Origin of the sequence: Ralstonia sp. AU12-08, from assembly GCF_000442475.1 — a bacterium.
GTDB lineage: Bacteria > Pseudomonadota > Gammaproteobacteria > Burkholderiales > Burkholderiaceae > Ralstonia > Ralstonia insidiosa.
Genome location: NZ_ASZV01000023.1, coordinates 20,197 through 32,514, shown reverse-complemented (window position 1 = coordinate 32,514; position 12,318 = coordinate 20,197). Strand labels below are relative to the sequence as shown.

The following is a 12,318-nucleotide window of genomic DNA, read 5'->3' as shown; positions in this document are numbered from 1 at the left end:
TAACAGGCAGCCACCCAACCCAAGGAGACTGGTTCATGCTGACGCTATACGGCTTTGCTGCGAGTAACTACTACAACAAGGTCAAGCTCGCGCTGATGGAGAAGGGCATTGCGTTCGAGGAAGCGCTGCGCTGGCCCGATCAGACCGACGGCGAGATCTCGCCGCTGCACAAGGTGCCGTATCTGAAGGATGGCGATCACGGCATGTGCGAATCGCAGGTCATTGTCGACTATCTGGAGGCGCGCTATCCGGAACATCCGCTTGTTCCGGCTGACCCGTTCAAGGCGGCCAAGGTGCGCGAGATCGTGACTTTCCTGGAGCTGCACCTGGAGTTGGTGGCGCGTCAGCTGTTTCCCGAAGCGTTCTTCGGCGGCAAGATCAGCGACAACCTGAAGGTCAAGGTGCGCGAGCAACTGGAGAAGAACATCCCCGCCGCGGCCAAACTGTTCAAGTTCGCGCCGTACGTGGCGGGCGATACGTTCACCATTGCGGACTGCGCGGCCATCGTGCACTTCCCGCTGGTGAGCCAGGCTACCAAAATCATCTACGGTGAAGACCTGCTCGCGCAGGTTGAGGGCGTGAAGCCGTACCTGGCCGCGATGGCCGAGAACCCCAACGTGCAGAAGATGCGGGCGGACAGCAAGGCGAACCTGGAGGCGATGCTGGCGCATTACGCCAGCAAGCGGGCCTCTTGATGGCTGTTGCCGGAATCGATTGTCACATGACAACTGTTTGCGACACGTTGACTTGAGTCTTCTGTGCGGGTCACATGAACGCCCAAGTCATCTCCGCCGTTGGATGGTTTGCATTGCGGATGGGAGCGGGCACTGCCTCTAACGCAATGTTCGCTCCGGCCGCCTGCTTTTCTGTGACAAGTCGAAAGGCGGCGGATGCCTCGATCTCAGCCGCGAACTTGACCAAATCTTCTCGGCACCAGCAGACCCACAAGCTATTCGATGGTGGCAGGCGGAAGATGTCCAAGTCGGGCTTGTACCCAACCGACAAACGTAGGCGTTTCGCGGTCGTCCATCCGCAGCTATCCTCATCCTTGGGGGTGATTGGGGCTCGCAGGACTCGGTTGATGCCAAACTCAAAGACAATCGTTTTGCGCTGCATGACTGCGAAGTAGGCGACTAATCCGTCTCCCTCTCCATCACGCACCTCGGAAACAGGCGTATTCGCATAGAAGTCCGTTGCGAAACCGAGAGCTTCTCGCGCACCCAGCGTTTTTAGGGTTCGACCTTTGTCACGGATCGATTTCCGCAAAGCTTGCTCAATACTTTCCATCTTCGTCTGCCGCCATAGCTATACCGATTGCGTTACACCTTCGCCAAACGCTCCAGCGCAAGTTGGAGCGTTTCGTCTTTCTTGGCGAAGCAAAAGCGCACCACGCCCGATTCGTGCTGCTGCGAATAGAACGCCGACACCGGGATCGCCGCCACGCCAATCTCGCTCGTCAGCCACTTCGCGAACTCCGCCTCCGGCAGGTCGGAGATGCCGCTGTAATCCACGCACTGGAAGTACGTGCCCTGGCAGGGCAGCAGCTTGAAGCGCGTCTTCTCCAGCCCAGCGCGAAACAGATCACGCTTGTGCTGATAGAACGCCGAGAGATCCAGATACGGGCGCGGATCAGCCATGTAGTTCGCCAGCCCGTGCTGCACCGGCGTGTTGACCGTGAACACGTTGAACTGGTGCACCTTGCGGAACTCCGCCGACAGCGCGGCGGGCGCTGCCACGTAGCCGACCTTCCAGCCCGTCACGTGATACGTCTTGCCGAAGCTCGACACCACGAAGGCGCGCCGTGCCAGTTCCGGAATGCGCGCGACCGATGCATGCGGCACGCCGTCATACACCATGTGCTCGTACACCTCGTCGGAGAGCAGCAGCACGTTGGTGGGCGCCAGGATCTCGGCCAGCTTCTGCATGTCGTCCGCATGCCAGACGGTGCCCGTCGGGTTGTGCGGCGTGTTGAGCATGATCAGGCGCGTGCGCGGCGTGATGGCCGCGGCCAGCGTGTCGAACGGGATGCGGAAGTCCGGCGCGTTCAGCGTGATCGGCACGACCTTACCACCGGCCAGTTCGATCGACGGGATGTAGCTGTCGTACGTGGGCTCGAAGACGATGACTTCGTCGCCCGGATGCACGCAGCACAGCACGGTGGTCAGCAGCGCCTGCGTGGCACCGGCGGTGATGGTGATTTCGCGGTCAGCGTCGTAGGTGTGGCCGTACAGGTTGGCGACTTTCGCGGCGATGGCCTGACGCAACGCGGGCACGCCCGTCATCGGCGGGTATTGGTTGAGGCCGGCACGCATCGCGTCCGACACCGCATCGACGATGCGCGGGTCGCAATCGAAATCCGGAAAGCCCTGACCGAGGTTGACGGCCTGCTTTTCTGCAGCCAGCGCCGACATCACGGTGAAGATGGTGGTGCCGACATTCGGCAGCCGCGAGGGCGGAGGAGCGATGGGCGCGAGCGATTCAGCGGACACGGCGGTAGCGGTGGTCATGGCAATACGGGTTCAGGCTTGGGCGAGGAGAGCGGTTTCCAACTGGACAAGCGCTACAAACTGCTTGGGTGGCAGCACAGCTACGTCGCAGTACTTGGCCATGCGGCGCTTGAGCTTGAGCACAGCCTTGTCCTTGGAGACCAGATAGGTGGCGTTGGCGGCATCGGCCAGCGCGAGGAATTTTTGGTCGTCGCGGTCTTTGCAGCGCGGGACGAACGGTTCGCCTTGCGCGCGGGCAGCGTCTTCCGGATCGGCCACCGAGCGCGTGACGCGATCGACCCAGGCCAGTGCGGCCTGCGCATCGACGGCATAGTCCGCGAACTGCGGATAGTCGAGCACGCGGCGCAGTTCTTCGCGGCACGCGGGGCTGATGATGGCATCCAGCCGGCCGGCTTCCAGCGCGGCGCGGATCGGGCGCGCAACGGCGTCGTCAAAGATGAGGATGTCGACCCAGATGTTGGAGTCCAGCACCACGCGTGGGGCGGTGGCCAGGGTCGGGGCAGCAGCGTCTGCCATTCGATACAATTCCAGACTTGTGAACCGCGATTCTGACATGATCATCGTCCTCTCGCCGGCCAAGTCGCTCGACTACGACACCCCGCCGCGCATCAAGACCCACACGCTGCCCGATTTCATCGCGCGCTCCGCAGAACTCATTGAAGTGCTTCGTAAGCTGTCGCCGGCGCAAATCGGCACGCTGATGAAGATTTCCGACCCGTTGGCTGTGTTGAACGCGACACGCTACGGCGATTGGTCCACCGAATTCACCGCCGAGAACAGCAAGCAGGCCGCGCTGGCCTTCGATGGCGACGTCTATGGCGGGCTCGATGCGAATTCGCTATCGGCGGATGATCTGCAGTTTGCGCAGAAGCATCTGCGGATTCTGTCGGGGCTCTATGGCGTGCTGCGCCCGCTCGACTGGATGCAGCCGTACCGCCTGGAAATGGGCACGCGCCTGGCCAATCCGCACGGCAAGGATCTGTACGCGTTCTGGGGCGATGATGTGACGCTCGCGCTCAATAAACTCTTCAAGCAGAGCCCGTCCGATAGCGACCCCGTGCTCGTCAACCTCGCGTCGGAAGAGTATTTCAAGGTGGTGCGGCCCAAGGTGCTCAAGGCGCGCGTCGTTATGCCTGTCTTCGAGGATTGGAAGAATGGGCAATACAAGATCATCTCGTTTTACGCCAAACGCGCGCGCGGCCTGATGGCGCGCTACGCGATCGAGCATCGCATCACCGATCCACGCAAGCTCAAGGCGTTCGATGTCGACGGGTATGCGTTTGACGCAACTGATTCCGACGACGAACGCTGGGTTTTCCGCCGCAAGCTCACTTGAGAACAGGATTCGACATGACTGCCACCCAACCGCATATCTCCAGTTCGTTCGACAGCGGCGCCATCGAGATCGTCGATGCCACGCGCGCGGATGCCATCCGCCTGCGCATCCGACGTGATTCGTACGCCGACTTCACGCAGTGGTTCCACTTCCGCCTGCAGGGCGTGCAAGGGCAGGCGTGCAAGCTGGCGCTGGAAAACGCCGGCGAATGCACGTACCCCGCCGGCTGGAAGGACTATCAGGCCGTCGCCTCATACGACCGCGAGCACTGGTTCCGTGTGCCGACGCGCTACGACGGCAAGACGATGACCATCGAAGTCACGCCCGAGCACGACAGCATCTGGTTTGCGTACTTCGAGCCGTATTCGGACGAGCGTCACCTAACGCTGGTGGCCGCCGCGCAGGTCCGACCCGGCGTGCGCACGCAGCGCCTCGGCAGCACGGTGCAGGGGCGCGACATGACCAGCATCACCGTCGGTGAACCCGGCCCCGGAAAAAAGAACGTGTGGATCATCGCGCGCCAGCATCCGGGCGAGACGATGGCCGAGTGGTTCGTCGAAGGGCTGCTTGCGCGCCTGACGCGTCAAGGTGTTTGGGGCGGTGATCCGATCGGCCGTGTGCTCGCCGAGCGCGCCGTCTTCCATATCGTGCCGAACATGAACCCGGATGGCTCGTCGCTTGGCAACCTGCGCACCAACGCCGCCGGTGCCAACCTGAATCGCGAGTGGATGGAACCCGACGCGCAGCGTAGCCCCGAAGTGCTGTGCGTGCGCCAGGCCATCGAGCAGACCGGCGTCGATCTGTTCTTCGACATCCACGGCGATGAGGCGTTGCCCTATGTGTTCGTCGCCGGCAGTGAAATGCTGCCGGGCTTTACCGATGCGCAGCGTGCCGATCAGGACCGCTTCGTGGCAGCCTTTCTGCGTGCATCACCGGATTTCCAGACGCAATACGGCTACGAGGCCAGCAAGTACAACGAAGATGCGCTCAAGCTCGCCTCCAAGTACATCGGCCACACGTATGGTTGTCTGTCGCTGACGCTGGAAATGCCGTTCAAGGACAACGCCGATCTGCCCGATGCACGGGTAGGCTGGGATGGTGCCCGTAGTGCTGCACTGGGTGCGGCAATGCTGCAGGCGATCCTGGAATATCTCGGCTGAGCGATCGCGCCGAGGTCACCAATGCAAAACGCGCCGCCAGGGTTCTGGCGGCGCGTTTGTTTTTACTGGCCGGAGGTCGACTTCTTCGTCGTCTTCTTGGCCGTCGATTTGGCGGTGGTCTTGCCAGTCGGTGTCGACTTGGTCTTGGCCGTGCCGTTGCTCTTCGCAGACTTGGCCGTGGACTTCGTCGCGGCTTTGCCCTTGGCAGTGCTCTTGCTGTGGACCGCCGAGGTGGTTGTGCAGCGATGGCCGCGGCGGCAGTGCGTGCGGGTTGCCGTTGACGACGGTGCGGCGGCCGGTGCTGCAAACGGCTGGCCATTGGCGTCGAGCAGTTCGTACGCCAGCATCATCCCTTCGTCATAGCCGCAGCGCACGCGCACCGGCTCCCATTGGTCATTGCCTGTGCCGCGCTTGTGCACAGCGGCATTGAAGCTGATGACGCTCGATACCTTGACCGCGCCTTGCTTGCTCGACGAGAAGCGCGAGTCCCATGGCTCGACCTTGGCTTGGTCATTGGACAGCGCGCCAGTCGGCAGGCGGAACTGATCGAAGTTGGTCGAGCGCGGGATGATCCAGCTCGCATGTGCGGCGCAGTCGGCCACGTCGGGGCGGGCCCCTTCGGATTGGATCAGGCGGTCACGGGTTTGCGCGCGGTACTCCGACAGGCTCATCTTGTCCTTGGCCGGCAGGTTGACCGTGGTGGTCCCGCTGGCATCGGTCGAGCCGAAGACGATCGGCGGCGTGGTCGGTACGGGCTGCGTGGCCGGCTTGGCTTGCGCGGCTGAAGTGCTCGGCGTGGCGTTGGTGGCCTGGGCCGACTGAGCCGACGCGTTGGTCGGTTCGGTCTGCAAGTTGGAGCAGGCGGCCAGCAAAGCGACGACGCCGAGACAGAGTAGTTTGGGTCGCAACATCACGAGTGTTACAGGGTGTCGGCGTGGAAAATCGCCATGATAGAGGAAAGCTAAGGCCGAAAGTTCCTGTAGCTTTCCCCAATGCGGCACATCAAGCGATTTTGCTGTAACAGCGCGTTACGGCACGGTGTTGGTTACCAAGTGATCATCATTGCTTGGTGAACAACCATGCGAGCGACCATTCGTCGGTGCGCGCCTCATAGCGGATGCCTTTACGCATTGCCCATGTAGCGAGCTGATGGTGCGACGGAATGATCGCGTAGTCGGTCTGCGCAAAGCGCGCGGCGGTCTTGGCGGCCTGCTCGTGGGCTTGTTCGCTCGTTACCGTCGAGAGCGACGTCTGCACCAGCTTGTCCAGTTCCGGATTGCTGTAGCGGCCCCAGTTCCAGCTGCCATAGCCGGTTTGTGCATTCGGCGTGCCGAGAATGCTGCGCAATGCCACGTCTGCCGCCACCGAGCCCCAGCCCAGCATCATGAACGAGAACTCGCCCTGGCGCGCACGCGTGAAGTACGCCGCCACCGGCAGCGTTTCCACCTTGGTCTGGATGCCGACGCGCGTGAGCAGTTGCGCGGTGGTTTGCGCGACCTGTGCGTCATTCAGGTAACGGTTGTTGGTGGCGTGCAGCGTGAGCCCGAAACCGTTTGGATAACCTGCCTCGGCCAGCAATTTCTTCGCGCGCTCCGCGTCATACGGAATCGGCTTGCCGCCCGGGTGCCCGAAGATTTGCGGCGACACGATGCTCGATGCCACCACGCCCTGGCCCTCGAGCACACGCGAGACGATGGCATCGCGATTGATGGCGAGTGCCACGGCTTCACGCACGCGGTGGTCCTTGAACGGGTTCTTGGCGAGCGGCTTACCGGCCTTATCCGTGATGAACGGCGACACATCGCGGCTCTGGTCCATCTGCCAGAAGATCGTGCGCCACGATACTTGCTGCTCCAGGTGGAACTTCGGGTTCTGCTTGATGCGCGGCACATCCGCGGCGGGCACGGCCTCCACGACATCCACATCGCCGGAGAGCAGGGCAGCCGTACGCGCGGCGTTGTCGGTGATGATCTTGAAGGTGACCTTATCCCACTGCGGTACATGGCCCCAGTAGTTCGGGTTCTTCTTCAGCACGATCTCCTGCCCGCGCGTGAAGTGGTCGAACAGGAACGGGCCCGTGCCGATCATGGCGCGGCCGGCATCGAAATCCGCCTGTGAAGCCTCTGCGACCTTCTTGGGGATGATCGGCAGGCTGTTCAGGTCGTTCGGGATGCTGGCGTAGTTCGGAATCGACACCTTCAACCGCACCGTGAGCGGATCGACGATCTGCACCTCGGTGATCGACTTGGTGTAGCTCGTGAACGGGCCGGGGCTGTTGGTCAGGCGTGCCGGGCGCTCAATCGAGGCTTTCACGTCTTCACCGGTGAAGGGCGTGCCGTCGCTCCATTTCACGTTCGGGCGCAGCTTGATCTCCCACGTGTTGGCGTCGACAGCCTTCCACGAGGTGGCCAGGCCCGGCGTGTAGCGGCCGTTCTTGTCGAGGAAGACCAGCGACTCGAAGACGTGCAGCGCCATGGCGTTGTTGGGGCCGGCGTTGTTCCATTGCGGGTCCATCGACGTGACGTCGGCGGACAGACCGATGCGCAGGTCGTCGGCCTGGGCGGTAGGCGACAGGATGCCGCAGGCAGCGGCCACGGCAAGCGAAGAGAGGGCGGGGGTGAGCAGCCGGCGCAGGAAGGGTCGCATGATGAAGAACCTTGTGTGATCTATCGTTGCGGGCATTGCCGGGCCTGAATGAGAGTCAGGCGGGCCGGCATCGGGTTGCCAGTGTATCGCCGCTGCAGTGTGCTTGCAGCGCCGCAATTGACGATTCTTATGCAAATTTTGCTTTGTTCACGTCTCTTTTCTGGTTATAGTCGCGCCGTTTTCAACACTGCGGAGACCCCCTGTGGGCCCTTGCTCAATCGATGGTAGTTGCCCGGTACTTTGTGCCGGTCGCCGTTCGGCAAGCTGACGCGCAGTGTTTCGCTGCTGTTATCTCGCCGGGCGCGGGATGATGGTGGCAACCGTAGCCAGTTCAGGCTGCGTGATTTCCCCCTTTCCTTTTCTTACCTGAAGGCAGGTGTGTGGACGGCGCTTGGCCGTAGCTTCCACCTGCAATGACGATGCCTGTGCAGCGTGCATTGCCACGTTGCCAATGCGTCGGCCTGTGTGCGTACGCAACATCACAGGGCAAGGCTGGCCTGCAGATTGGCTCCGCTCCTCACGTGCCAGGAGCGCCCGTCATGCAATCGACCCAATCACGCCAATCCACGCGGTATGGTGCCGCCTTTCCACCACGTGCCGACCATGTCCGCACGTTGATGGCGCTCGCCTGAGTTCATCTGCAACCCGAGGGCCCGTCATGATCTTCCAGGCACTGAAAGAATTCTTCGCCGGCTTCGTGCGCAACCGCGCGATTGGCCGGCATTTCCGGCGGCTGTTGATGCTGGAGTCATTTGATACTACGGAGCAGAACCGTGAGGTCGCGCAGGCCATTTCACAGTCGCTGATCGCCGCTTCGCGCAATGATGCGGACACCCAGATCAAGCTTTTGCGCTCGCACCCGCAGGGGCTGACGGCGCAGCACGCGCAGTCGCTGCTGGCGCGCGTGGGCCCGAACGAGGTCGAGCACGAGAAGCCGCTGTCGTGGTGGATGCACCTGTGGCGCTGCTACACCAATCCGTTCAACCTGTTGTTGACCGTGCTGGCAGCGATCTCGTTTGCCACCGACGACATGCAGGCCACCGTCGTGATCACCACCATGGTGGTGCTGTCGACCCTGATCCGCTTCTGGCAGGAGGCACGCTCCAACAAGGCGGCCGACAAACTCAAGGCGATGGTCAGCAACACCGCCACGGTGATGCGCCGCGAGGCCCCGGACACCCGCCTGCCTGCCGCAGTGCGCTGTGTCGAGGTGCCCATCCGGCAACTCGTGCCGGGTGAACTGGTGGTACTGTCCGCCGGCGACATGATCCCTGCTGACTTGCGCGTGCTGTCTGCCAAGGACCTCTTCGTCAGTCAGGCGGCCATGACGGGCGAATCGCTGCCGGTCGAGAAGTTTGCGGAGCAGAAGAGTGTGCAGACGGCCACCGTGCTGGAACTGGACAACATCCTCTTCATGGGGACCAACGTGGTGTCGGGTTCGGCGACGGCCGTGGTGGTGGAAACGGGCAGTCGCACCTACTTCGGCACGTTGGCCCAGCGGGTAACGGCAGTCGACCGCATGCCCACGGCCTTCCAGGCGGGCGTGAACCGTGTGAGCTGGTTGCTGATCCGCTTCATGCTGGTGATGGCGCCGCTGGTATTGTTTATCAACGGCTTTACCAAGGGCGATTGGGTGGAGGCCTGCCTGTTCGCGCTGTCGGTGGCGGTGGGGTTGACGCCCGAAATGCTGCCGATGATCGTCACCTCCACGCTGGCCAAGGGCGCCGTGGTGATGTCGCGCAAGAAGGTCATCGTCAAGCATCTGGATGCGATCCAGAATTTTGGCGCCATGGATGTGCTCTGCACCGACAAGACCGGCACGCTCACGCAAGACAAGATCTGCCTGGAGCGACATACCGATGTGTTTGGCGAGACCTCGGACGATGTGCTGCGCATGGCGTATCTCAACAGCCGATACCAGACTGGCCTGAAGAACCTACTGGACGTGGCGGTGTTGGAGCACGCGGAAATATCGCGCCAGCTGGAGCCGTACGACTGGCGCAAGGTCGACGAGATTCCGTTCGACTTCACGCGCCGCCGCATGTCGGTGGTCGTGGCGCAAAACCCGGCCACGCATGTGCTGATCTGCAAGGGCGCGGTGGAAGAGATTCTTTCCGTGTGTACCCATGTGCGCCACGGCAACACCAGCGAGCAGATGACGGCCGCGCTGCTGGAGCGCATCGGCAAGGTGACGGCTGGTTTGAATGCCGAGGGTCTGCGCGTAGTGGCCGTGGCTATCAAGGAGACGCTGCCGTTCAAGGACACCTACGGCGTGGCCGATGAGAGCGAACTGACCTTGCTCGGTTACGTTGCCTTCCTGGACCCGCCAAAGGAAACCACCGCCCCCGCGCTGGCCGCTCTGCGCGAGCACGGCGTGGCCGTGAAGATCCTCACCGGTGACAACGCGCTGGTGACCGCCAAGATCTGCCATGAGGTCGGGCTGGACACCTCGCTGGTGGTGCTGGGTGCCGACGTGGAGCGCAAGAGCGATGCCGCACTGGCGGAGTTGGTTGAGCGTTACAACGTCTTCGCCAAGCTCACACCTGCGCACAAGGAGCGCGTGGTGCGTGCGCTCAAGGCCAACGGCCATGTGGTCGGCTTCATGGGTGACGGCATTAACGATGCGCCGGCGCTGCGCGCGGCCGATATCGGCATTTCGGTGGATACGGCGGTGGACATCGCCAAGGAAGCCGCCGACATCATCCTGCTGGAAAAGAGCCTGATGGTGCTGGAGGCCGGCGTGCTGGAAGGGCGCCGCACCTTCGCCAACATGCTCAAGTACATCAAGATGACGGCCAGCTCGAACTTCGGCAACGTCTTCTCCGTGCTGGTGGCGAGCGCCTTCATCCCGTTCCTGCCCATGCTGCCGATGCAACTGCTGGTGCAGAACCTGCTGTACGACATCTCGCAGATCGCCATCCCGTTCGACAACGTGGATGCCGATCAACTGAAGAAGCCGCAGCGTTGGCAACCCGCAGAGATCGGCCGGTTCATGCTGTTCTTCGGGCCGATCAGCTCGGTGTTCGACATCACCACCTTCGTGTTGATGTGGTTTGTATTTGGCGCAAACGCGCCGGAGCACCAGATGCTTTTCCAGTCGGGCTGGTTTGTGGTCGGCCTGCTCACGCAAACGTTGATCGTGCACATGATCCGTACGCAGAAGATTCCGTTCATCCAGAGCCGGGCCGCAGCGCCGTTGCTGATGATGACGGGGATCATCATGGCGATCGGCATCTTTCTGCCGATGGGGCCGCTGGCGGGGTATTTCAAGCTGCAGCCGTTGCCGCCCATCTACTTCGCCTATCTGGTGGCGATCCTGGTGGGCTACATGACGCTCACGCAGTGGATGAAGCGTGTCTACGTGCGCCGCTACGGCTGGCAGTAAACCGCGATTTACCACATGAAAACGGACGACCGAGGTCGTCCGTTTTTTTTGCTCGCGAGGCCGCGTCAGTGGAACAGCGGCTGCTGTGTCGGCGCGTCTTCCGGCATCTCTGCATGCACGATTTCGGCAGCGCGGTCGGCATAGAGCGGCGCACCGCAGTCTTCGCAATATTCCGGCTCGAAGAGCTGGCCGTGGCGGAAGATGTCTTCGATGCCGCAGGCACGCAGCTCGTCGCAGATCTGCTCCAGCGGGCTGCCGGGCTCGCCTTCCGCGGCGACATCGGTGGCGCCGCCATCGCGGCCGTAGACGGGCCAGACGATGCCGTAGATCAGTTCTTTCTCGCCGCGCACGGTAAAGGCCACGCGGTACTCTTCGATCTGCTCCTCCCCGAACGCGCCGATGATCGCGCCAAAGCGATTGGCCGGCAGATCCAGCGCACCTTGCAGGTAGTTGACGGCGGCACGCACTGTCAGCGGGCGGATCTGCTTGTCGGATTCGCGGCAGGACAGGAAGAAGGCGTCCGGCAGCAGCAGTTCGAACTCGCAGCCCGGCATCAGCGTGGAGATGGTCGGCGTGACTTGCTCGCGCCATTGCTCCAGGCAGGTGGAGCGCTCGGCGTGGTGTTCCTTGGCGTCTTCCTGCCAGCGGAACAGCGGTTGGCCGTGCTGAGCCACGACGATGGCGACCAGGTAGCGCGGGTCGGCCAGGATGGGCGCCGTTTCGGGCATGTCGCGCAGGTCGACCTTGGGCTGTTGGCCCGACAGAGCATACGCCGCCAGCTTGTGCGTGAGCGCAAAGGTGTCGGAGTGCGTGCGTGGGAGCTGGTCGATGCTGTAAAGATAGGGCGCGAGCGCCACGCGGGCGCCGGACGCCATCACGTGCGCCTGCAGATGCACCTGCAGCGTCTGCGCCAGTTCCGGCTTGATGGTGCCCGACGGAATCATGTAGCGCGTGTGCGCGAGGATGGGCGCCGCAATCAGCAGCGCATCGTACTCAACACCCCCAGAAGTGAACACCGCCGATTCGGCCAGTGTCTCGGCCTGTTCGGCCAGCACGTCGGAGGCTTCCTCGTTGTGCTTGAAGAGATGGTCGAGTGCGGCGTCGAGTGCGGTCTGGCTGCCGTTCTTGAGCAGCCGGGAAAGACGTTCGGACAGCCGTTGTTCCCAGTAGACGTCTTCGATACGACTGCCTGACGCATCGAGCGCCAGGGCATCGGCGACGAGCCGTTCTGCATCGGGGGAAAGACGTTGGGGGGCCTTGGAGCGGAATCCTGCCATGCTGTGC

At 62.5% G+C, this 12,318-nt stretch carries 10 protein-coding genes; 4 read left to right on the top strand and 6 right to left on the bottom strand.

The window, feature by feature from the left end; genetic code table 11:
* Positions 1-35: 35 nt before the first annotated feature.
* On the top strand, positions 36-695 hold the full coding sequence (locus C404_RS42745) for a glutathione S-transferase (RefSeq protein WP_021194941.1): 660 nt from the start codon (positions 36-38) through the stop codon (positions 693-695).
* 70 nt (positions 696-765) lie between these two features.
* Here the strand turns inward: C404_RS42745 and C404_RS42740 are convergent, their stop codons facing one another.
* From C404_RS42740 to C404_RS42730, 3 genes are read right to left on the bottom strand one after another with little or no spacing between them, the layout of a single operon-like run.
* Positions 766-1,287, bottom strand: coding sequence for a hypothetical protein (locus C404_RS42740; protein ID WP_049285521.1), 522 nt, complete (start codon positions 1,285-1,287; stop codon positions 766-768).
* Positions 1,288-1,319: 32 nt separating this feature from the next.
* Positions 1,320-2,507 (bottom strand): pyridoxal phosphate-dependent aminotransferase, encoded by a 1,188-nt coding sequence (locus C404_RS42735; protein ID WP_021194939.1) that lies wholly within the window; start codon positions 2,505-2,507, stop codon positions 1,320-1,322.
* 12 nt (positions 2,508-2,519) lie between these two features.
* Positions 2,520-3,023 (bottom strand): putative toxin-antitoxin system toxin component, PIN family, encoded by a 504-nt coding sequence (locus C404_RS42730; protein ID WP_021194938.1) that lies wholly within the window; start codon positions 3,021-3,023, stop codon positions 2,520-2,522.
* A 37-nt stretch (positions 3,024-3,060) separates the two neighbouring features.
* On the opposite strand from C404_RS42730, the gene yaaA reads away from it, so the two are divergent.
* On the top strand, positions 3,061-3,843 hold the full coding sequence (yaaA, locus tag C404_RS42725) for a peroxide stress protein YaaA (RefSeq protein ID WP_031329365.1): 783 nt from the start codon (positions 3,061-3,063) through the stop codon (positions 3,841-3,843).
* Between the two features lie 14 nt (positions 3,844-3,857).
* Positions 3,858-5,003 (top strand): M14 family metallopeptidase, encoded by a 1,146-nt coding sequence (locus C404_RS42720; protein ID WP_021194936.1) that lies wholly within the window; start codon positions 3,858-3,860, stop codon positions 5,001-5,003.
* Positions 5,004-5,065: 62 nt separating this feature from the next.
* Here C404_RS42720 and C404_RS42715 read toward each other — a convergent pair whose 3' ends face one another.
* A complete protein-coding gene (locus C404_RS42715; protein WP_031329364.1) occupies positions 5,066-5,914 on the bottom strand; it encodes a BspC domain-containing protein in 849 nt (282 codons plus the stop codon).
* Positions 5,915-6,062: 148 nt separating this feature from the next.
* A complete protein-coding gene (locus tag C404_RS42710) occupies positions 6,063-7,649 on the bottom strand; it encodes an ABC transporter substrate-binding protein (RefSeq protein WP_021194934.1) in 1,587 nt (528 codons plus the stop codon).
* Between the two features lie 658 nt (positions 7,650-8,307).
* Here C404_RS42710 and mgtA point away from each other — a divergent pair.
* Positions 8,308-11,034, top strand: coding sequence for a magnesium-translocating P-type ATPase (mgtA, locus tag C404_RS42705; RefSeq protein WP_021194933.1), 2,727 nt, complete (start codon positions 8,308-8,310; stop codon positions 11,032-11,034).
* A 65-nt stretch (positions 11,035-11,099) separates the two neighbouring features.
* Here mgtA and C404_RS42700 read toward each other — a convergent pair whose 3' ends face one another.
* Positions 11,100-12,311, bottom strand: a complete 1,212-nt coding sequence (locus C404_RS42700) for a DUF2863 family protein (RefSeq protein WP_021194932.1) — start codon at positions 12,309-12,311, stop codon at positions 11,100-11,102.
* Positions 12,312-12,318: the final 7 nt, after the last annotated feature.